The sequence below is a fragment of the Streptomyces sp. DF42 genome (assembly GCF_058267695.1).
Map to the genome: position 1 here is coordinate 9,819,695 of NZ_CM177859.1, position 20,888 is coordinate 9,840,582.

Sequence of the window (20,888 nt, forward strand, 5' to 3'; positions counted from 1 at the left end):
CTCATTGCGGGAGACCCCCATGCATGCCACGCGCCGCCTCACCGCCACCACGGCGTCCCTCAGCCTGGCCGTCGCCGGCCTCATCCTCTCCACCGGCTCGGCCGCCCATGCCGCCGGCTGTTCGCAGTCCTACCTGCCGCTGCCCGACCCGGCCTGCCAGCCCGGCGCCTACAACCCGGACGTCACGCAGGACACGATCGGCTCGACGATCTGCGTCTCCGGCTGGACCGCCACCGTGCGCCCCCCCACCTCGTACACCAACGCGCTGAAGGTCAAGCAGATAGCCGAGTACGGCTACTCGGACACCAGCACCTCCGACTACGAGGAGGACCACCAGGTCCCGCTGGAACTCGGCGGAGCCCCCAAGGACCCGAAGAACCTCTGGCCGGAACCCCGGTACGGCGACCAGACCGCCTCCAACAAGGACTCCGTGGAGAACAAGCTCAAGAAGGCCGTGTGCAACGGCACGGTGACTCTCGACGACGCCCGCGGCGCCATCGCCGCCGACTGGACCACCGCCCTGTCTTCCCTCGGTCTGAGCTGACGCGCTGCCACAGCACCACTGGCCGGTCTGCCCGCGCCCTTCGGCGGGCAGACCGCTCAGCGGATGGCGGGCGTTGACCGGGCACGCGTAGGGGAGGTCTTCCTACGATGGCGGGGCCTCGCCGGCGACGGCATCCCACCCGGCCTCGACAACCGCCGCTGGGGCTTCGTCCACACCGACTACACCCGCGCCGAACCGGCCGACATCATCGCCACCCTCGATGCCTTGAGCTGAGCCGATCCACGCGATCAGCCCTCGGCGTCAAGCTCGGCACGCGGAGGGGGACCACGCGGTCACGGGCTTGGGCTGGCGTTCGGGGCATGGCGAAGGTCCACTCAGGCGCAACGCGCACACCCCATTTCCGCGACTGCCTGCCCGGCCGGGTCGCTCGGCAGGAGTGGTATGCCGGAAGCGGCACGCCGTCCCTGACACCAGTCGGGAATTTCCGGTTAGAGGACCCAGCCGGCGAGGTCGGCATCGAGAGGCACCTCGTGACCGACGGGGCGGCGCTCTATCAGGTGCGGGCTGCCCGGATCCCGTGTCGTACGGTCTGATGTAGCGGCCGCCCACCGTCCGCGACGGATCTCACCGAACCCGGCGTTGCCGCCGGTACGGCCGAGAGATCTGAACCAATACCGGGAATCAGGCCGCAACGAGCTCCTGCTCGCGGTCCGGCGTCTTGACCTTGGGCTTCTTGTTCGGCAGCGAGAGCCGGAAGACCTTGTGCCACGCGGAGAACACCTGCTTGGGCAGCGGCCCGGTGACGTACTCCAGCTCGTACTTTTCGAACAGCGCGCGCACCTTCACCGCGACCTCGGCGTACCGGTTGCTCGGCAGGTCCGGGAACAGGTGGTGCTCGATCTGGTGCGACAGGTTGCCGGTCATGAAGTGCATGGCCTTGCTGCCGCTGATGTTCGCCGAGCCCATCATCTGCCGCAGGTACCACTGGCCGCGCGTCTCGCCCTTGATCGACCGGCGCTCGAAGACCTGCACGCCCTCGGGGAAGTGCCCGCACATGATCACCGAGTGGGACCAGATGTTGCGGACCAGGTTCGCGGTGAACGTGGCGGCGAGCGTGGGGAGGAACGACGGGCCCGACAGCAGAGGGTGGATCACGTAGTCCTTGAGCACCTGCTTGCGGATCTTGCGGCCCACGGCCCTGGCTCGCGCGCGGAACTCCGGGTTGTTGCGGCGGCGCTTGTGCAGGTTCTTGCCGAGTTCCAGGTCGTACGCTGCGATGCCGTACTCGAAGAAGCAGGCGTTGAGGAAGTTCCACAGCGGCTGGCCGAGGTGGAACGGGTGCCACTTCTGGTCCTCGTCGACGCGCATGATGCCGTAGCCGAGGTCGTTGTCCTTGCCGATCACGTTGGTGTACGTGTGGTGCAGCTCGTTGTGCGAGTGCTTCCACTGCTCGGACGGTGAGACGTGGTCCCACTCCCAGGTGGTGGAGTGGATCTTCGGGTCCCGCATCCAGTCCCACTGGCCGTGCAGGATGTTGTGGCCGATCTCCATGTTGTCCATGATCTTCGCCACGGACAGACCGGCGGTGCCGAGCAGCCACGCGGGCGGGAAGATCGAGAACAGCAGCACGCCCCTGCTGACCAGTTCGAGCTTGCGCTGCGCCGAGATGACCTTACGGATGTAGGCGGCGTCTTTCTCGCCGCGGCCGGCGATCACCTCGTCGCGGATCGCGTCCAGCTCGCGGCCGAGTTCCTCGATCTGCTCCGCGGTCAGGTGGGCGGTGGGGTCGATGGCGGTCAAGGTGCTCCTACCGTTCGATGTCGCAGGGGCCCGCCGCGGCGGACACGCAGGTCTGGATGAGGACGCCCGGCTCGGCCTCGGTGATCTCGCCGGTGCGCAGGTCGCGGACGGCGCCCGCCTTGAGCGGCGTGACGCAGCCGAAGCAGATCCCCATGCGGCACCCGGAGGGCATGAGCACGCCGGCCTCCTCGCCGATGTCCAGCAGCGGCGTGGCGCCGTCCGCGTCGACGGTCTTGCCGGTGGCGCTGAAGGTGACCTCGCCGCCGTCGCCGGTGACGACGATGCCGGGGCGGAAGCGTTCGGTGTGCAGGCGCTCTTGTACGCCGTGCTCGGTCCAGTGCTCTTCGGCGGCATCGAGCAGGCCCGCGGGGCCGCAAGCCCACGTCTCGCGCTCGGCCCAGTCGGGCACGAGTTCGTCGAGACGGGCGATGTCGAGCATGCCGTCCGTGTCGGTGTGCACCTCGGTGAGCCGCAGCTTCTTGTCCGCGGCCAGGTCGTGCAGTTCGTTGCGGAAGATCACGTCCTGCGGCTGTGGCGCGCAGTGGACCATGACGACATCGTCGAACTCGGTGTCGCGCAGCATGCCCATCACGGGCGTGATGCCGCTGCCGGCCGTCAGGTAGAGCACCTTGGCGGGCTTGGCCTGCGGCAGCACGAAGTCACCGGTCGCCTGGTCGAGCTGGATCAGTGTGCCTGGTTTCGCCCTGCGGACCAGGTGGTTGCTGACCTTGCCGTCCGGGATCGCCTTCACGGTGATCGTGACGCGGCCGTCCTGGCGGTTTGTCGGCGAGGTGATGGAGTAGGCACGCCACAGGCGCACCCCGTCGACGTCGACACCGATCCGCACGTACTGACCGGCTGTGTGGCCGCGCCAGCCCCGTCCCGGCCTGATCACGACAGTCGCGGCGTCACCCGTCTCGGGGTGCACGGCCTCGATGCGCCCACGCAGGTCAGCGCCCGCACGCAGCGGGCTGACCAGGTCGAGGTAGTCCGACGGCAGGAGCGGCGTCGTGACCATCTCCAACAGATTCCACGCCCTGCTGCGGAGGGCTGCACTCGTCATGACTCCAGCTTGCTGCGCCTCAAGGCGTAAAGTCCTGACCGCAGGACGTAAATCTGGTCGGCTGAATTGTTCGCAGGGAATAGAAACGTGAGCCATGCAATCCGGAGGGCCAGCGAACTGGCCCTGGATGAGACGACGGTCACCGCGCTTCGGTCCGCGCTGAAGGCCACCGCCGACGAGGTCGTCCAGGCGATCATCGACGAGGTCCCTCCCTACGCCAACGCCCTTTCGGGCCACATGGGCGGCACCATCCGCCGAGCCGTCCGCACCGCCCTCGGGCACTACCTGGACCTCGCGAGCGGGAACACCACAGGCGGAGACGCCGGTGACGCAGCCTACGAGCTGGGCCGCGGTGAGGTGCGCGACGGCCGTTCGATGGACGCCCTGCTCAGCGCCTACCGCGTCGGCGCCCGCGTGGCCTGGCGATGCCTGGCCGCGGGTGCCGTACCCGCAGGTCTGCCCGCCGCCGAGGTCGCCAAGTTCGCCGAGCTGACCTTCGCCTACATCGACGAGCTCTCCGCCGCGAGCGCCGCGGGCCACGCCGACGAACTGGCCGCCCGGGGCAGGGCGCACGAGCGCCACCTGGAACATCTGGCCCGCGACCTCCTCGCCGGCGCGAGCCCGGACCTGCTGCTGGCCTCTGCTCAAAGGGCCGGGTGGCAGCCTCCGGTTTCACTGACCGCGGTCCTGCTGCCCGCCGCCCAGGCCCGGCCTGCCTATCGCGCGCTCGACCCGAGCACCCTTGTCCTCGACGACCTGCCGGACGCCACCGGTGTGCTGCTCGTACCCGATGCCGACCGATCACATCTCTTGCGGCAGCTGACGGGCCGCACCGCCGTGGTCGGCCCGGCCCGGCCATGGACGCGTGCGTCCGCCTCGTACGCACGAGCCGTACGGGCGCGCTCCCTCTCCTCTGATATTCGCGACACCGAGGACCACCTGCCCGAGCTGGTGCTGAGCGCCGACGTGGACGCGTTCGCAGACCTGCGTGCCCGAGCCCTCGCGCCGTTGCGGGCCTTGCCTGCCGCGACCGCACGGCGGCTGGAGGAGACGTTGCGGGCGTGGCTGCTGCACCAGGGCAGGCGGGACGAGGTGGCGGCGGCGTTGTTCGTCCATCCCCAGACAGTCCGGTACCGGATGTCGCAGCTGCGGGAGCTGTTTCCGGATCTCGCATCGCCGCACCGGGTCCTTGAACTGACACTGGCGGTCGGTCTTCGGGACAGCTGACGCGTACGTCGACCGTCCACGACCGCGTCCGCGAGCGGTCCGGGAATCGTGCCTCGTTCTCGGTGCCGTCAGCTGGCTCAGGCGGCCCGGGGAAGAGCGGGATTACGTTGCCAGTTGAGAGCGGGGGTTGATGCGAAGACCGGACAAGGCCTCGGGAAGCCCGTCGGGGGCGCTGCCTCTGAGGAGCGCGGTGGCGGATATGGCTCGACTGGGTCCGGTGGACGATGCGCACGGGCCCGCTCGTCGACGCGCTCATCGAGCATCTGGTCGGTGATCTGGGCCGCTACGCCCTCGAAAACGGCTTTCAGGTCGTTGTGGAGGGCGCTGCTCTGGCACGAGCTGACCCGCGGGCGCGCGGCGGGCTGCAGCTGAGTGAGGGGCGGGGCGGCCAGGCCGGGTCACCAGGGGCGGGGGCCCGGCCGCTCGCGTCGGGGACCACCGTGGTTCCGCGACGGCCCGTGCCTCCCTTCCGACAGGTCAACCAGACGACCGACCGGGCCGGCCTGGCACACCGCGCGAGGGATGATGGGGATGGAATGACGGAACGAGAGGTCAGGAGCTTCCATGGCGAAGCGGGTTCACCGACCCCGTGAGGACGCGGAGTTCAATTTCATCCTCGGGATGAGCGGAGTGCCGGTCCTCGCGTACTTCACCGGGACCTGGCCCAAGGCAATCGAGCCCTGCCGGGTGATGGACCTCGTCGTGGGTGGCATCGCCGACGACTACACGGGCCGCCTGACGGCCGTCCGCGCCGACATCACGCGTTGTCCGGCCGCAACCGAGCGATACGGGATCACCGGAGCCCCGTCCTATGTCCTGCTGAAGGAAGGAGAGGCGGTGGCGCACGGCACGGGGCCCATGACCATCGCCGAGGCACGGAAGTTCCTGGACGGCCACCTCTGAGCGGGCCGCTGCGGCACGTGGCCGCGACGCCCGACACCCTCACCGAGGATGAGGACCGGCGCCTCAAGACGGTGCTCGACGCCTGCCCGGAGCTGGAGCAAACCTATGAACTGGTACGGGACTTCGCCCAGATGCTCATGAGATCACCGAGAGCGGCGGCCTTCTGGCCCGGTTGCTGCTCTTGCTCGACACCGGGACGGGGCGTGGCGCCAGCATGGAACAGATCGAGGAAGAATTTCAGGAGGACCTGGCCCCCTCGCTCTTCAGTTGGAACAACGAGGCCTGGTGAGGGCCTTGCGGGTCGCGTCCTGCCTCTACGCCGTCCATCTCAGCGATGAGGGCCTGGTCGAGGTGCACCGGCTGAAGGAGCTGCAGAAGAACCGTGCTGCCCGCTTGTGCCACACCATGGATGCCTTTCACCGGTGGCCGTTCAACACCTTCTCTGTCAGGTTCAGGGTGTTGAGCTGAGATGTTTCTCTTCAGCCGCCGGCAAAGCGACGGCGCGCTGGAGGGGTTGAAAAATGTTGACGGACCTCGCGAGCGACGGCATGATGACCGACTGCGTGGCCTACGCCGAACCTCCCGCGACCGTCCCCAGCGCGGTCTCCCGTCGGAGGTAAAGGGACCAGCGTCTCAGGTCGTTGTTGCAGCCCGATCGCCTCGGGCGAGGTTGCTGGGGAGCCGTCGCTCAAGGCGTGGAAGGCCGCGATGACAGCCCGTAGGAACTTCAAGCGCCAGGTGCGTGCCCGCGCCGCCAAGACCGGTGAGTCCTACTCGTCCGCCCTGCGGCACTTCCGTCCGACTCCATCAGGAGACGTCATGTCGGAAGCAAGGAATCCCAAGAGCGTGCGGCTTGCCGTAGCGCAGACGCTCGTACGCGAAGACCCCCGAGATGTTGAAGCGCTGCGCGAGAGTGGGCGTGAGGTCCGTGCTCTGATGCGCGAGGCCAGCGCTCAGGGAGCGAGGATCGTGCACTTTCCGGAAGGCGCGATCTGCTTTCCCAGCAAGTTCGTCATGTCCGTCGACGGCCCGGACGCGGTCGGCCCGGCGGACTGGGATCGGTGCCAGTGGCCCGTGCTCCAATCGGAGTTGGCCGCGATCGCCGAGCTGGCCCGCGAGTTGCGGCTGTGGACGGTGATTGCATCGGTGCACCGCCTGACCGGCCCGAACCGCCCGCACAACAGCCTCTACGTCATCTCCGACCGCGGCGCCGTCGTCACGCGCTACGACGAGCGTCTCCTGTCGAAGACGAAGGTCTCGTTCATGTACTCGCCGGGCGTCTCACCGGTGACCTTCGAAGTCGAGGGTGTGCGCTTCGGCTGCCTGCTCGGCATGGAGATCCACTACCCGGAGCTGTTCGCAGAATACGAGAAGCTGGAAGTCGACTGCGTCCTGTTCTCTACCAGCGGCACCCCGGGTAACACCGCCGCCCAAGCCCAAGGCCACGCGGCGGTCAACAGCTACTGGGTCAGCTTGTCAGGGCCGGCACAGCACAGCGCCACCGCACCGTCCGCAATCGTCGCTCCCAATGGCCACTGGCTTGCGCGGTGCCCCACGGACGACTCGCCATCGGTGGCTGTCGTGAACCTCGACGACAGTTCCGAAGCCGCCGCCGACGCAGTGACCTACGGGCGTCCCTGGCGTCGTGAGGCACGATCGGGCATCTACACCGAGCACCAGGTGATCGACCCGCGCAGCGAAGACCGGACAGCGGCCTTCTAGCTGTTGTGTCTCGGGAGGTTGTGGACAGGTGAGCCAGGTCTCGGCTGGGGGATCTTGAACGGGTGAGGGCCTTCCGGTTCGGTGTGGATCGCGACGTCTACGCCAACAGAAAGGCCCTCGTGCCCCCGTAATGCACCCCTGACCCTGCGGGATTGTCCCGTCTCTGTCGATCTGGCCCCTGTCTCAGATGATCCGGCCAGATTCGCGTGCGGTCTCAGGTGACCTGGTTCTCTGCGTGTTGCGGCTTCTCGGCCAGGGGTGGTCGGCGGTTCGGCAATGCCGATGAAGTTCCCGGCCATAGACCGGATGCGGACCGACCACCCCCGAGCTGTGAGGTCGTCCGTGAGTGTCCTGGCATCGTGGAAGACCTTCACGGTGCGGCACTGGCTGCCGTCGTCGAGCTGCCGCGGTGCCGCAGGGGCAGACTGGTTCGCGAGGACCTCCTCGTATGCGGCTATGGCGGGGCCATCGTCGATGAAGATCGCTTTGCCGCCCGGCGCGAGCGCGGTGGCGACGGTGTTCCAGAAGTCGGGCAGCCGCGCCGGCGGGACGTGGGAGAGAAGGCGACGAACACGGTGTCGTTGCGTCGTGGTGGCTGCCACTCGAACAGGTCGGCCTCAAGGAACTGAACGGTGGGGGATGCGGAGGGCGCACGGGCGGGGGCCAGCACTTCGGGTTACGCGTTGACAGCCATCACGGACCGCGCCCGACCCCTTCCAGGCCCAGCGCCGGGCGGCGGTACGCCGCGTCGGCTCGAAGGAGGGCAAGATACGGCGTGACCCGGAACTGAAGGAGTTCATCCAGCAGCGTCTGGACCGGCGGTGGAGCCACGAGCAGATCTGCCAGGCCCTGCGCACCGCTTTCCGGGACGAGCCCGAGCGGCACCTCGCGCACGAGACCGTCTACCAGGCCGTCCATCTGCCGCACCGCGGCGGCCTGGAACGCACTCCCGGCGTCCTGCGCAGCGGCCGGCCCGCTCGCCGTCGACGCCGCAGGCCCGACGAGCGCGCCACCCGGTTCATCGCCCCCGGCACCCTGATCATCCACCGCCCGGAGGCGCTGCACCGCTGACGGGGCACGGCGTGAACACCGGTGTGGCTACGCCCAGTTGCCTTGTTACCGAAGTTACCGAAGTTACCGAATCCGGACAGACCCGGGTGAACGGCGCCCGCTCTGGCGTCATCTCACGGGGTGCGAAACAGCCGATGCGGCCGGTCGCTCTGCGAGAGCAGGGGGAGGTGCCGCGTCCTGACAGACCATGGGGGAGCTTTCATCATGACCACGCACCGAGCCCGCCGTACCGCCCGTTCCGCCGCCCTGGCCGCCGGCGCCGCCGCGCTGGCGCTGGGACTGACCGCCTGCGGCGGCGCCGACGGCTCGAAGGCGGCGGGCGGCGACCACGCCGTTGTTCCCGCGCAGAGCCGGTCCGCGTCCAACGGGGACGGCAAGGGCAGCGCGGAGCAGGCCGGCAGTGGTGGTGACACCAAGGAGGGGGCGCGCCCGGCGACCGCCTCGGACGGGACGGACGAGGTCGCGGGCAAGGGCACAACGGCCGACGCCCAGCAGTGCCGCGGAGACGAGATGCTGGTCACCGCGGTGCATCGGTTCGCCGGTCAGCAGGGCGACCACCTGCTGGTCACCGCGTCGAACGAGGGCACCAAGCCATGCTGGGTCACCTCGTACCCAGCTGTGAAGCTCGGCGGGGACGTCGACGGCGCCGCACTGCCGCACTCGAAGAAGGACAACCCGGGCGGCGACAAGCACATCACGCTGCGGCCCGGAGGCAAGGCATACAGCGCGGTGAACCTCTTCGACTACGGCTCGAAGAACCACACGGCGAACTCGTTCGCCATCGCGCTGCGCGGCGCGGACGGTCACGACGGCCCCTTCTACTCTGTAGACACCAAGGGCCAGAAGCCGCAGTTCAGCTGGACCGAGGCCGACGTGCTGAACTGGAGCACCAAGAAGCCGTACGACTTCTGACGGCCCGTCGGCCAGCGACGCGTCACCGCCTTCCAGCAACTCGCAAGGCTCCCCGCCCACCAGCGACTCGGCGAGATCGCCGTTGGCTTCAGGACGGCATCGAACCCGGCTGGCGGGCGGGGGAGTGGGCCATGCAGCACTGACTGTTCGTCGGCGATTGACGACCCGCGTACCTCCTCCTCCACCCGCCGTGCGAGCCAATCACGCCGCCGCTCACGCGCTGCTGGCCGTCGGCCACAGCCGGCGCGCGATCCAACGCCAGTTCGGCATGACCAACCGCACCGTCAAGCACCTCGCTGACGCTGCCGCCCCGGAAGGCAATTTCCACGGCCAGTAGCAGGGCGACCTCTCGGTCCTGGATGGGTTCAAGCCCTATCTGGACGACCGCTGGAACCAGGGCTGCACCAACGCCTGGAAGGTATGCGGGGAGCTCGTGCCACTCGGCTACACCTGCGGAGTGGGCCGGGGAGACGACCCCGCGCGGCATGCCGCACCGCTGTGCCCGGCCTCTCGCTGCCGCTGTCCTCACCCAAAGGGAGGGTGCGCCACCGCCCCCGCGGCGGGTCCCTGACAACGTCATCCTGCTTCGGCCCGTCACCTGACCCCAGCCGTCCGGCCCCGGCGGATCGGGGCCGGACGGCTACGCAGAGGCATTCCTGGTCCAAGATCTGGACCTTCTCGTCCTGCGATCCCTTCTCGCCCGGCACGACTTCGAAGGAGACGCGCCGCCCCTTCTTGTTCGTTTCTGCACGCCGCTCCTCCACGCCCCCCTGTGCAGCTGGTAGCGGGCATGAACCGACAAGGACTCCCCTCGAACTCCGAGCCTTCCTCGACGCGGTTACCGCCCGCGGACCCCTTGATCGCTACCGCCGGGTTTGACGAACTACCGCTAGATGCCCGGATTGTGTCAGTTCAGCAGGAAGTGCGATAGGGAATATGGCGCACGTATGTCCGCCAATCGGCGGGTGACAGCCCCTCGCCTGCTCTCCGGCACACTTCGGTGGCAATCCGGCCGGAGTCGAGCTCGTATCGAAGCGCCGGCATGTGCGGTGCCGAGGCGTACAGACTGTGGTCGTCGCCGCTGAAGGCCAGTGTCAGAACCGTGCCGCCCGGATCGGAGAGTCCTACTCCAAGCCGCCGCCGGGAGGCCACGTCCCACAGGTATATCGATCCGTCTTCTCTGCCGATGGCCAAGGTTGCGCCGTCATGAGAGATGGCCATGGCTGTGTAGCCGCCTGTCCCAGCCTCATCTGTCAACGGCGTGTCAGCGGAGTCTACGGGGAGTTCGCCCAGCCGTCGCCGGGCGCGGCCGTCCCACAGGCCCACCCATCCGGAGCCGTCGCCCGCTGCCGCGAGGTAGCTGCCGTCGTGACTCAAAGCCACATCGGTGGGCTCATACTGAGCAAGTGGGGTGTGCCATATCTTGTGAGAGTGCAGGTCGGCCAATTCCCCCTTGTTTGTCATGAGAAGGCGGTCGTCGTCTCGCAGGGCAAGGGAATCGCCTCCGACACCGTTCAGCCGGCCGATTCTGGTGTGCCGGACTACATCCCATATCTCCGTATCCCCGAGAAGCGAGATCATCAGGCGTCGGCCGTCGTGGCTCAGGGCCAAAGCGTCTACGCTGGCGCCCGCATCCTCAGAAGGCAACCGCAGTCTCGTGCCTCTGTCCGGATGGCGGCGGTCCACGATGGTGACTGTTGGCGCGGCGTCCTCCGCCTGGTTCGACGCGGTGGAGGCAAACGTGCGGTTGTCGGCAGAGAAGGCCACCGGGTGTTCGGCGCAGCGGCCGAGGAAGTCAGCGCGTACGGAGATGACCACACGCAGACGGCTCTCCGGATCGGTAGCGGCCAGGAGGCGGTCAATGAACTGGTCGCGCTCGTCCGGGGCCTGGCAGAGGGTGTAGAGCTCCTCGAACTGGTCCACGATCAGCCACGTGTCTCCATCCCCCTCGGCCGGTACCAGGCGCTGAGCGTGAGCGCCCAGGGGATGCTCGCCAGGCGTGAAGACACGAAGGGCAGTTGGTCTGGACTCTGTCGTGTCGGGGTCGCGCAGGCGGGGGATGAGACCGGCCCGCAACAAAGAGGACTTGCCACAGCCCGACGGACCGAACACCGCGGTGAACCGGCGGGAGCGGGTCAGCTCGACCAGGCGGTCAGTGAGCTCATCACGGCCGAAGAACAGCACGGCGTCGCCGGGTTCGAAGCGGGCCAGACCCCGGTACGGAGGCTCGGCATCCTCATCCTTGGCCCGAGGTTCCGCCGCTGCTTCAGCGGCCGCCTGACGCCAACGCTCCTCCCACTCCTCCGGATCACCGCCGCACGCTCTCACGTAGGCCAGCACGACGGGCAGGGTCGGCAGCCGCTCTCCCGCCGCCGCCTGCGACAGCGTGCTCGCCCCCTGACCGGTGCGCTGTGCCATCACCCGGTACGTCGGGCTGCCCGCCTCCGACCGCAGCTTGCGCAACTCGGCAGCAAGCCGCGCCACCGGCCCCGCACCCGGATCCAGTGCGCTTTCCCGACGCCCCGCCATCAACGGCTCCCCTCCCGCTTCCGCTTCCCCCGTGGACGCGGCGTTGTGGCCGCAGAAGGTACGCGCGCCCGTGGCAGGAGGGCAAACCAGAGCCGCACTCTTCGGTCAGAGCACCGAGCTGCCTCCGTGACCTGCTGGGCTGCCATTGATCAGGGTGGCAAAGCTGGGCTGTCATTCAATGCCCCATCCGGAAATGTCGAGTTCACACGGCACGGACAGCTATTCCAGGCGCGTCCGGCCCGAAGCCCAGAAAGGGATCGGATTGTGAACATGCGCAAGCGCGTCACATTGGCAGCAGCCAGAGCCGCACTCGCCGGCGGCATCGCCTTCACCGGTGCAGGAGCCGCTCAGGCAGGCATCACTGCCGCACAGCAGTCAACGACAGCAGGCGTGAGCCTCGGAGGCGTGACCGGCACCGCCCACGCGGCGCAGAACACTCCACAGCTCCACACGATCTGCAAAGCGCACTACGTCAGCAGCAACGGGGCATACTCCAAGTGCAGCCCTCCGCGGGCTCAGAGACTCACCGCATTGTTCTCGTGTGCCTCACACCGGCCAACGTCCAGTACAAGAAGTACGGTCCCTGGGTCGGCGGATACAGTACCTCCAAGAAGTACTGCAACCATCGGTGGGACGACCTCGACCGGGCGTATGTGCAGGAATACTCGGAGCCGCCGGCATAAGGGTCGCTCTCTCCCGCCGCCGGTCCACCAAGAGCGTCCCGATCACGCGGGGCACCACCGGATTGTGACAATGGGGCGATGTCCGGGGCCGGTTCAACAACGGCCCCGGGCGTGCGGACGTCGCCCCCCGCTGCCAGCACAGCCGCGGACCCGACGCCGCCGAGCAGCACGGGAAGCCGGCGGCTCGTTTCGTGCTCACCGGCGCCCTCTAATACTCCTCCTCAACCTGGAGCGGCCGCGCCCAGCCTTGCCAGCCGGGCGCGGCGCTCTCTCGTCTGCGACAAGGAGCAGCACCCCATGGCCCGCATCACCGGGGGCTTCCACAACAGGGCAAACGTCGGTCAACACCGCCGGGTCACCGGATGCCAGGTCGAACACCAGGCGATCATGGATTTGGGGAAGCCATACTGCCGACATGAGGTGGGCGCGCAGGTGTGTCGTGGTGTTGGGCGCAGGGCTGACGGCTTGGGGGTGGTGGCTGGGGCAGCGGACCATGCTGCGTTTCGTGCTGTATCGCGACCCGGACACAGGCGTGGACAAGGCCATAAGAATCGGGTCGCGCGCGGCGCTGCTCTATCCGTTCGTCGCCGCCACGATGGCGCTGGTCATCGTCGGCGTCCTCCTCCGGCGAGAGACGGAGATTCGTCTCGGGTTCGCCGCATGGCGGGAACGCCCAATGGTCATGTCGCTGGTTGTGCTGGCTTGGGCTTCCGCGCCCCCGGGCGTCACGCTCCTCATGCTCCTTCTCGCCGACCGGGTGCGTGGCGTACCGGCCGGCAGCCATCTTTCGCACTGGGTGCTGGCCGATCAGCCATTCGCCTGGTTCGCCGGCTCGCTGATCGGGATGTCCTCGATCCTCTTCGCGACGATCGGCCCCTGGCAGACTGACCACTATGTGCGCGTCCTGCGCTACACCCGCCGGCTGTCACGGTTGAACGCGGCTGGGGATCGAGCGGGGTTGGCGGACGAGGTCATCCGGCTCGGCGAGGAGATGCTCCAACGCCCGTACCGGGAGCAGATCCTGCTCAGCCTGCTGATACGTATCGATGCCGGCGCATCTGACCGTGAGCTCGATGAGAGCGTGCGGCGCACATTGGCTCTGGTACCGAACCTGGAGGAGCCGGGCTGGTCCTTCCGACTTTCCCTGACGCCCGCCGAGCTGATAGCGCGCTACCTTTTCGCCGACGCGTTGGTGACCGAGTTCAGGCACTCCGGCGCGCGGCCGCATCTGGACGCCGCGGTCCGCATCCTGGAAGGGATCCACCGCCGCCCGCCGCTGTTCGTCAGCCGCTGGCGGCGGCCCTGGGTGGCGGCGACCCTCGCTGCCACCCTCGGCATGCGCCACCGGAACTACCCGGACCCCGGCGGGGCCGATCTGGCGCGGGCCCTCATGCTGGCCGAGGCGGCCGCTCCTCACATCTCCGTCGAAGCGGTAGGCGACAGTCTTGGGCGACTGCTGGTCGAACAGTACGAGTTCGGCGGGGACGCCGCCGCGCTGGACCGCGGCATCAAGGTGTTGCGGTCGGCTGCTCCCTCGCCGTGGCTGGCGTATGCCCTACTCCTGCGTCATCAAAGAACCGGGCACCGCGGCGATATAGCGGAGGCGGCAGAGATTGCGCAAGGACTGGGCGACGACGAGGAGTTCGGCGAGGTCGCCCTCACCCTGCTGCTGCAGCTCCTGACCGATGGGGACGACTGGTGGAGCGAGCAACGCCGCGCTCCGGTCAGGGATGTGCTCGACCGGATCGCCGCGCTGCCCGACTCGTCAACGGGAACCGACCAGTTCGCCGCGACGGTCGAAGCCGGACTAGTCCTCGCCGACGGGGACTCCGAGAGGGCGCTGCGCCTCTACGAACGCGCCCTGATGCTTCGGGCGCGGTCTGTCTCCCTCGGACTCAGCCGCAGCGACCGGCAGGCGCGGGTCGATGATGCCAACGCCAGCCCCACCGAGCTGGCAGACATCGCCCTGGTGATCGGTCAGCCGGAACGCGCAGTGGAATTCCTGGAACTGGGCCGGACGATCATCTGGTCCCACACCCGCACGCTGCGCCGCGCTGCGCCGCGGCCCGGCGCCGCAGTGCGACTGGCGGAGCTCAAAACCGCCCTGGAGCAGCCGGACTACCCGGCCGCCCAGCGAACCGACCTCCTTGCCAGGCACCACGCGGCTGCCGCCCGCGCCAAGCTGGCCACGGAGTGGAAGGAACTCACGGGTGGAACCGATGCCGGCCGTCGCGTGGACTTCACCCAACTCCGGGAGGCCGCCGACGGCGGACCCGTCGTGGTCGTCAACGTCGCCGCCGCACGCGGCGGCGCCGTTATGGTTCTCACCAGCGGGGATCCCGTTTCGATCGAATTGCCCGGCGTGACCGCCGCCCGGGTGGCCGACTGGGCCGCCGGCCTGCGCAGCCCCGGTGCTCGGCGCATGAACGCTCGCGCCATCGCCCGGGAGTTGTGGGACACGCTCGCGGCGCCCGTACTGGCCGCAGTCGAGCCGTACCTCGGCCCGGAACGACGGATCTGGTGGTGCCCGACCGGTCCGCTGTCGGCCGTGCCCCTGCACCTGGCGGGCCATCACGACCGGCAGGGCGGCCCCGCGCTGATCGACCACGTCGTCTCCTCCTACACGCCGAGCCTGTGGGCGTTACGAGACGCCCGGCGAGCTGGGCCGCACGCCGCGTCTCCGACCCCGCCCGCGACCATGCTGGTCGCCTCGCTGCGCGATGCGCCGGGGCTGCCGGTACTGGAGGACGCCGAATATGAAGCCGGCGCCGTCGCCGCCCGGTTCCCGGCGGCCACGCGGCTGGCCGGGCCGGCCGCGACCGTCGCGGCGACACGCGCTGCACTGCCCGGTCACGCCTGGGTGCACATCGCCTGCCATGGCGACCAGAGCGGCCTCGCCCTGCACGACGGTCGGCTCGGACTCGATGAGCTCGCCAACATGGACCTACAGGGGAATCGGCTGGCGTTCCTGTCAGCCTGTGTCACCGCGCTGCCGGACGCCCGGACGGCGGACGAGGTGCTGCACCCCGCCGCTGCGTTCCACCTCACCGGCTTCACACACGTGATCGGAACGCTGTGGGACGTCGTCGGTGCCGATGCGGCGAGCCTGGCGGACGACTTCTACCGCATCCTGCTGGCCGAGCGGTGCGGTCCCGCCGTAGCGCTGCACCGGGCGGTGCGCCGACTGCGCGCGGAAGCCCCCGGAGATCCAGCACGGTGGGCCGCCTTCGCGCATATGGGCCCCTGAACGCCGCACGGATAAGGCAGAGTTGGGGCATGCCCTGGCTCTTCCGCCGCCGTAACCGCCAACCGTCCGCCGCTGCACCGATGCCGTCTCCCGGCCCGGGGATGCCGCCGGAGGACCCCGTGCTGGCCCATGCGTGGCTCTGCACGCACCTGCCGCTGCTGCGCGCCGAGGCCGACCGGCACGGCTGGCGGCCGGAACTGGAAGCGCAGGTGACAGCGATCCGCGAGGGCGGGCCCGCCACCGAGGCACTGGATGCGCTCCTGCTCACCGGACAGGGCACCGTGCGCGGTACAGGCGAAGTCCCCCTCCAGGGACTGTGGGACCAGGCCCCGATCGTGCAGCGCTTCCGCTGCCCGCGCGCCGTCTGCCCGCCCCGCGGCCGCGCGCTGGACGCCACCGAGCCCTGGTGCAACCTGGACGACCAGCCGCTGCACCCCACCACACACCGACTCGACCCGTAGGCGGTGGGGTACTCGTGGAATCTGTCCTCAGCGGCCTGAGCGCCAAGTCGGCCGAACGATGGGCCGCGCTGCTGGTAGTGCCAGGCGTGATCTTCTCCCTGACGGCGGTGCTGTCCTGGATCTGGCACCCAGAGGGCGCGGCCGACGCCCTGGACCCGACCGTGCTCGGCAACCGGCTCCACCGAGCCTCGGCCCACTGGCTGGCCACCACCCCGCACCGGATGGCGGCGACGGTGCTGGTGACCCTCCTCGCCGCCGCCTCGGCTGCCGCAGCCACCGAACTGAGCCAGCCGATCGCTCACATGTGGACAGGCCGCGGCGCACCAAGCCAGGCGCTCCTCGCCCCGTTCCGCCGGCGCCGCATCCGCCGGGTCCAAGGCCAGGCCGGCCCGGACCACTTCGTGCCGGACCGCTACCTGCCGGAGCGCGCCACCCGCATCGGGGACCATCTGCTCCTCGCCGAACGACGAGTGGAGGCGCAGTACGGCGTGGCGCTGGTACGGCTGTGGCCGCGGCTGTGGCACCTGTGCGACAACGACGAACGCACACCGGTCAGCCTCGCCTGGAGCAGGTACACGGCAGCGGCCGTACGCGCAGCCTGGGCGCTGGGCTACCTGGTGCTCGGCCTGGTGCTCTGGTGGCCAGCAGCCGTGGCGGGAGTGGCCCTCTACCTCTCGGCATGGGCCGCCGCGCGTCGCGCCGCCGCCGAGCTGAGCGTTCTGGTAGAAGCGCTGACCGACATAAAGCTGATGGACCTGGCTGCCGCCCTGGGCATCCAGCCAGCACATGGCCGGTTCACCAGAGCCGACGGACAGGCCGTCGAGAACGTGCTGGACAAAGGGTCGCTCATCCCTCATTCCAACGCTTGATGATCGCCCATTCCTCTACGGCCGTGCCGGCGCAGGCTCGACTTGCAGTTCGAAGATCAGGCTGCGGCGCCAGCGCATGGGTCGGCGCCGTAGGTACCCAGCATTCCCGCGATGACGTAGTGGCGGTCCGGGAGACGTTGGTTGAGCCTCTTGTGGAACCCTGGCGGCCGCGGAGCGTCGGCCTTGAGCCGCACGATGAGCACGTTGGCGCTCGATACCGTCCCCGGCGCCCTGCGTAGTACCCCCATGCACTCGATGTCCGTCCACGGCACGTGAGCCGTACGCGTGCCGTGCTCGGTCCGCACTCCGTCCCCGTCGACGACAAGGTCGTAGTGGAAGGGGCCATGGTGCCAACAACGGCGGCTGAACACCCCAGCCGCCGCACATCCGTTGGCGCTGCGGTGCGGCCCCTGCATCAGCGTGCCCGGCGGCCGGCCGGTGGGCATCCACGGCCGGCGGCCGACGCCGAAGCGGAGTCGGGGTCGCGGCGCTGCAACTCCTGACGGAGCCGGGCGAGCGCACGGTGCAGAGTGCTCTTGACCGTTCCAGGCGCCATGCCGAGGGCGGCGGCCGTCTCCTGTGTGGTCATCTGCTCCCATTGCCGCAGCACCACGACGCTGCGTTGTTGGAGCGGCAGCACTCGCATGATGTCCATCAACAGCGCGCGGTGGGCGTGCTGTTCGGCGCAGTCCCCGACGGGTGCGTCCGGAAACTGCTCGATGGGGAGCTCCTGCAGCTTCTGGGCCCGCCACCACTCCGTGCGCGTGTTGATCATGACGCGGCGCAGATAGGCGTCTGCAAGCTGCTTGTCGGCCAGGCGCTCCCACTGGGGGTAGGTGCGCATTAACGCGGTCTGCAGCAGATCCTGGGCCTTGAGCGGGTCGGAGACCAGGCGCCGGGCGCTGCGTAGCAACGCGTCGTGCCGCACGCGGACGTACTCTTCGAATTCCAGCACCTCGCCAACGGGGCTGACGAGCGTTCATGATCTGGCTCCTGTTCTGTGGGCATGAGCATCCGGGACGTGCAGCGGGGCCGGGGTGGGATGACACCGGGCGGGCCGAGGCGCGCGCGCCCGCCTGGCGCCGACTGTCGCTCGCCGTCGCTCAGGCGCGAACAGCGGTCGTCTTTGGTCACGGTGGGCCGATGGCCGGGGCGCTGCGGCAGTTACCCCCAAGCAGCGCGGCACGCTGCGGTGGTACCCGAGGTGCCCCATGCCTGCCATGGGGCACCTCGGGGGTGCGGTGGGCGATTACCAGATGGTGGCCCACCCGGGCGCGCACTTGTCGAAGACCAGGCGGCCCGACCCGGTCTTGTGGCCCAGGCATTCCTGGACCTGGATGTCGCGGACCGATGGGGCGAAGTTGTAGCCGTCGGAGCCGAGTTGCTTGGAGCTACCGGTCACATCGCGCTCGTAGCGGTGGCCTCCGTCGGCGTATGTGGCCCAGATCTGCAGGACGGCCAGCTTGTGGTCGGACTTGGTGTCCCACAGCTTGCCGGTCAGCTGCACGCGGCCGTCCCCGCGCTTGTAGATGCTCCCGGATGCGTGGGCTCCGCCGACATCCCCCCTCGTGTGCTGGGCGGTCCAGGCCGACTGGATGGAAACGTCGGCCGGCTGGGCACGGGCGGTGGCGGTGCCTGACAGCAGTCCGCTGACCAGTAACGCCATCGCAGCAAGAGCTGTCTTGGGGATGAGGCGCATGAGCGTTCTCCTCTCGTCTTGGGCCTGTTGCGGCAGGCCGTGAAGGTGGCTCGGGTCTGTGGATATCGATGACGGCTTCACCGTCGGATCGCCCGGCAGGTTCAGAAGCTGCCGGCGTTGAGGGCCTTCTGGAGTTGGGTGGTGGTGCTGGTGTCCCAGGTGTCCTGGGGCGTGAGGCCGAGGTGCTTGTTGAGGGCAGTGACGGTGTCGGGTCCGGTGACACCGTCGGCGGTGACCTGCAGGTAGGTCTGCAGGGCCTTGACGGTCAGCGGACCGAAGGCGCCGTCGACGTCCAGCCCGGCCCCCGTCTTGCTGTTGAGGGTGCGCTGCAGGGCGGCGCAGGTGGCGGGCTCGAACTGGCCGTCCACGGCGAGCGGTGCGGGGGCGGCAACGAGAGCCTTGGGCTTGATGACGCCGGTGCGGCCGGCGAGGGCGGCCTTCATCACCGCGGCGGTGTGCGGTCCGTACTCGCCGTCCACGGGCAGCTTGTGCTTCGACTGGAAGGTGCGGAGCGCCTTGTCGGTGGCGGCGCCGAACTGGCCGTCGACGGTGAGGCCGGCCTTCTGCACGGTGTTCAGGTTCTTCTGCAGGGTCTGGACGGCCTTGCCGGTGGAACCCTTGCGCAGGATGCCGTCGTGGCTCGGCATGGGGGCCGCGCCGTCGTAGACGGGGCGGCCGTAGCCGACCACGCAGGCGCGGCCACGGACCCGGCGGCGGAAGGCGTCGGAGGTGTTGCCCTCCAGGGTGGTGATGGTGCCGTTGGAGTGGACGGCCTCCACCAGGCCGACGTGGTCGATGCCGCTGATGGACCGGCCGCCGGAGAAGTCGAAGAAGACGACGTCGCCGGGACGGATACCGCCCAGGCCGTAGTGCCAGCGGCCATGATTCTGGAAGGCGCGGGCGTGGGCGGTGGTGAGGGCGAACTTGCCCATCACGGCCTTGAGGTTGCCGGAGTGGGCGGCCTCGTAGCTGATGGACATGTCGCACCACGGGCCGGAGAAGCCGTACCACGAGGTGATGAGGTTGTGGTTCGAGCCGGGCGGGTGCTCGGTGGTGCCCAGCAGCTTGCGGGCGGCGGCGATCATTTCCTTTGCGGTTCCCATGGCAGGTGTCAGAGCTCCATGTCGTCGGGGAGTGCGTCGAGGTCGGAGGTGACCTCGTGGGCGGGGTCCTGGCTGACGCCGGTCTGGTCGGGGTCGATGTCGAAGACCCCCGCGCCGCCCTGCGGGTAAGGCGGCGTCTGCTCGTTCTCGCTCATGAACGCTGGCTCCTTCACTGCTTCATTCGGGTGGTGGGCCGCCTGGCCACGTGTGTGTGCCGGAGGTCCGTTGAGCCGTCCGACAACTGACGCTGGGCCTGGGCGACCGCCGTGCATCACCGAGTTCAGCGGGTCGGGAATTGAATGGGCAGCCGGTTTTGCCGCCCTGAACAATGGCCGCGCTGCAGGCCACGGGCACGGCATTGCCGCGGTGGCCAAAGGAGGCGCCTTCGGGTTGCCCCATGCCGGGAGGTTGCGCACCTTGTCCGGCCTCGCGCCGCGTCCACGGGGGAAGCGGGCGGCCAGAGGAGTGAGCTGTCGATGGCGGGACGTCCTGAAAGCCCGCTCGATACCAGCACCGGGCCGGTGGCGCGGTTCGCGGCCGAGTTACGCAAACTCCGTGCGGAGGCCGGGAGTCCGATCTCCCGGGTGATGGCGCAGCGCGCGGGTCAGGGGACGAGCACCCTGTCGCAGGCTGCTGGTGGTGAGCGGCTGCCGACCCTGCCCGTCGTTCTCGCCTACGTGCAGGCCTGTATCTGCCTCGACGGGATCGGGTTGGAGGCAGACGACGCAGTGGTCGTCCTCGACGGCCCGTGCGCTCAGGGACGGCATGCAGCGCCGGCAGACGACCAATACTCGGAGGGTGGTATGAGGCCTGATGCCTGATTCTTCGTTTTCGTGCGGGACAGGCGGGCAGATCGTGGCGATGTCGGTCGACTACGGCCGAGGCTGGGTGAACAAGCCTGGCTCGGTCTCGGCCAGGATCCCGCGGCCGGCCAACCGCTTGAGCTTGAGGCGGACGTTGTTGATGTCGTTGGGCGCGACTGCCACGTCCATCGCCTGGCACACCTGCCGCGCACGCAGCGGATGGTCGGCCGCGGTGAACACCGCCATGATCTGCTGGTAGGCCGGATGGTCCGGCAGTTTCGGGGCCGGCGG

21 protein-coding genes and 1 pseudogene are annotated in these 20,888 nt (G+C 69.0%); 12 read left to right on the forward strand and 10 right to left on the reverse strand.

Annotated elements, in window-relative coordinates; all coding sequences use genetic code 11:
- Window positions 1-19: 19 nt before the first annotated feature.
- From ACYUED_RS45175 to ACYUED_RS45185, 3 genes are all read left to right on the forward strand, one after another.
- Complete coding sequence (locus ACYUED_RS45175) at window positions 20-544, forward strand: hypothetical protein (RefSeq protein WP_491290184.1); 525 nt, start codon at window positions 20-22, stop codon at window positions 542-544.
- A gap of 63 nt (window positions 545-607) precedes the next feature.
- Window positions 608-778 carry a hypothetical protein gene (locus tag ACYUED_RS45180; protein WP_491290185.1) on the forward strand — a complete coding sequence of 57 codons (171 nt, stop codon included), beginning with the start codon at window positions 608-610 and terminating at the stop codon, window positions 776-778.
- 86 nt (window positions 779-864) lie between these two features.
- Window positions 865-1,098 carry a maltokinase N-terminal cap-like domain-containing protein gene (locus ACYUED_RS45185; RefSeq protein ID WP_491290186.1) on the forward strand — a complete coding sequence of 78 codons (234 nt, stop codon included), beginning with the start codon at window positions 865-867 and terminating at the stop codon, window positions 1,096-1,098.
- A gap of 88 nt (window positions 1,099-1,186) precedes the next feature.
- Here the strand turns inward: ACYUED_RS45185 and ACYUED_RS45190 are convergent, their stop codons facing one another.
- Together ACYUED_RS45190 and ACYUED_RS45195 are read right to left on the reverse strand one after the other, a co-directional pair.
- Window positions 1,187-2,305 (reverse strand): fatty acid desaturase family protein, encoded by a 1,119-nt coding sequence (locus tag ACYUED_RS45190; RefSeq protein WP_491290187.1) that lies wholly within the window; start codon window positions 2,303-2,305, stop codon window positions 1,187-1,189.
- A gap of 7 nt (window positions 2,306-2,312) precedes the next feature.
- Window positions 2,313-3,368: a ferredoxin reductase gene (locus ACYUED_RS45195; RefSeq protein WP_491290188.1), complete on the reverse strand. Its 1,056-nt coding sequence runs from the start codon at window positions 3,366-3,368 to the stop codon at window positions 2,313-2,315.
- Between the two features lie 87 nt (window positions 3,369-3,455).
- Between ACYUED_RS45195 and ACYUED_RS45200 the strand changes: the two genes are divergently transcribed.
- The 3 genes from ACYUED_RS45200 to ACYUED_RS45210 all read left to right on the forward strand — a co-directional run bounded on the left by ACYUED_RS45200 (window position 3,456) and on the right by ACYUED_RS45210 (window position 7,220).
- Complete coding sequence (locus ACYUED_RS45200) at window positions 3,456-4,595, forward strand: PucR family transcriptional regulator (protein WP_491290189.1); 1,140 nt, start codon at window positions 3,456-3,458, stop codon at window positions 4,593-4,595.
- Window positions 4,596-5,159: 564 nt separating this feature from the next.
- A complete protein-coding gene (locus ACYUED_RS45205) occupies window positions 5,160-5,498 on the forward strand; it encodes a thioredoxin family protein (RefSeq protein ID WP_491290190.1) in 339 nt (112 codons plus the stop codon).
- 819 nt (window positions 5,499-6,317) lie between these two features.
- Window positions 6,318-7,220 carry a carbon-nitrogen hydrolase family protein gene (locus tag ACYUED_RS45210; protein ID WP_491290191.1) on the forward strand — a complete coding sequence of 301 codons (903 nt, stop codon included), beginning with the start codon at window positions 6,318-6,320 and terminating at the stop codon, window positions 7,218-7,220.
- Window positions 7,221-7,913: 693 nt separating this feature from the next.
- On the opposite strand, the gene ACYUED_RS45215 is transcribed toward ACYUED_RS45210, so the two are convergent.
- On the reverse strand, window positions 7,914-8,267 hold the full coding sequence (locus ACYUED_RS45215) for a hypothetical protein (protein WP_491290192.1): 354 nt from the start codon (window positions 8,265-8,267) through the stop codon (window positions 7,914-7,916).
- A 228-nt stretch (window positions 8,268-8,495) separates the two neighbouring features.
- On the opposite strand from ACYUED_RS45215, the gene ACYUED_RS45220 reads away from it, so the two are divergent.
- Window positions 8,496-9,203, forward strand: a complete 708-nt coding sequence (locus ACYUED_RS45220; protein ID WP_491290193.1) for a DUF4232 domain-containing protein — start codon at window positions 8,496-8,498, stop codon at window positions 9,201-9,203.
- A 190-nt stretch (window positions 9,204-9,393) separates the two neighbouring features.
- Window positions 9,394-9,540 (forward strand): hypothetical protein, encoded by a 147-nt coding sequence (locus ACYUED_RS45225; protein WP_491290194.1) that lies wholly within the window; start codon window positions 9,394-9,396, stop codon window positions 9,538-9,540.
- 575 nt (window positions 9,541-10,115) lie between these two features.
- Here the strand turns inward: ACYUED_RS45225 and ACYUED_RS45230 are convergent.
- A complete protein-coding gene (locus ACYUED_RS45230) occupies window positions 10,116-10,784 on the reverse strand; it encodes a WD40 repeat domain-containing protein (protein WP_491294742.1) in 669 nt (222 codons plus the stop codon).
- Between the two features lie 186 nt (window positions 10,785-10,970).
- Window positions 10,971-11,732: pseudogene (locus ACYUED_RS45235) on the reverse strand (helix-turn-helix domain-containing protein); the annotation flags it as partial.
- 1,098 nt (window positions 11,733-12,830) lie between these two features.
- On the opposite strand from ACYUED_RS45235, the gene ACYUED_RS45240 reads away from it, so the two are divergent.
- The 3 genes from ACYUED_RS45240 to ACYUED_RS45250 are packed head-to-tail and all read left to right on the forward strand — an operon-like array spanning window position 12,831 to window position 16,992.
- The gene (locus tag ACYUED_RS45240; RefSeq protein WP_491290195.1) at window positions 12,831-15,662 is read left to right on the forward strand and encodes a CHAT domain-containing protein; all 2,832 of its coding nucleotides are present in this window, start codon (window positions 12,831-12,833) and stop codon (window positions 15,660-15,662) included.
- 29 nt (window positions 15,663-15,691) lie between these two features.
- Complete coding sequence (locus ACYUED_RS45245; protein WP_491290196.1) at window positions 15,692-16,123, forward strand: hypothetical protein; 432 nt, start codon at window positions 15,692-15,694, stop codon at window positions 16,121-16,123.
- Window positions 16,124-16,137: 14 nt separating this feature from the next.
- Window positions 16,138-16,992: a hypothetical protein gene (locus ACYUED_RS45250; RefSeq protein WP_491290197.1), complete on the forward strand. Its 855-nt coding sequence runs from the start codon at window positions 16,138-16,140 to the stop codon at window positions 16,990-16,992.
- Window positions 16,993-17,407: 415 nt separating this feature from the next.
- Here ACYUED_RS45250 and ACYUED_RS45255 read toward each other — a convergent pair whose 3' ends face one another.
- The 4 genes from ACYUED_RS45255 to ACYUED_RS45270 all read right to left on the reverse strand — a co-directional run bounded on the left by ACYUED_RS45255 (window position 17,408) and on the right by ACYUED_RS45270 (window position 19,949).
- The gene (locus tag ACYUED_RS45255) at window positions 17,408-17,947 is read right to left on the reverse strand and encodes a SigE family RNA polymerase sigma factor (protein ID WP_491290198.1); all 540 of its coding nucleotides are present in this window, start codon (window positions 17,945-17,947) and stop codon (window positions 17,408-17,410) included.
- A gap of 294 nt (window positions 17,948-18,241) precedes the next feature.
- A complete protein-coding gene (locus ACYUED_RS45260) occupies window positions 18,242-18,691 on the reverse strand; it encodes a hypothetical protein (protein ID WP_491290199.1) in 450 nt (149 codons plus the stop codon).
- Between the two features lie 101 nt (window positions 18,692-18,792).
- Window positions 18,793-19,794 carry a peptidoglycan-binding protein gene (locus tag ACYUED_RS45265; RefSeq protein WP_491290200.1) on the reverse strand — a complete coding sequence of 334 codons (1,002 nt, stop codon included), beginning with the start codon at window positions 19,792-19,794 and terminating at the stop codon, window positions 18,793-18,795.
- 8 nt (window positions 19,795-19,802) lie between these two features.
- Complete coding sequence (locus tag ACYUED_RS45270) at window positions 19,803-19,949, reverse strand: hypothetical protein (protein ID WP_393746142.1); 147 nt, start codon at window positions 19,947-19,949, stop codon at window positions 19,803-19,805.
- Window positions 19,950-20,270: 321 nt separating this feature from the next.
- Between ACYUED_RS45270 and ACYUED_RS45275 the strand changes: the two genes are divergently transcribed.
- Entirely contained in the window at window positions 20,271-20,615 is a 345-nt protein-coding gene (locus ACYUED_RS45275) for a helix-turn-helix domain-containing protein (protein WP_491290201.1), read from the forward strand.
- A 51-nt stretch (window positions 20,616-20,666) separates the two neighbouring features.
- On the opposite strand, the gene ACYUED_RS45280 is transcribed toward ACYUED_RS45275, so the two are convergent.
- Window positions 20,667-20,843 carry a hypothetical protein gene (locus tag ACYUED_RS45280; protein ID WP_491290202.1) on the reverse strand — a complete coding sequence of 59 codons (177 nt, stop codon included), beginning with the start codon at window positions 20,841-20,843 and terminating at the stop codon, window positions 20,667-20,669.
- Window positions 20,844-20,888: the final 45 nt, after the last annotated feature.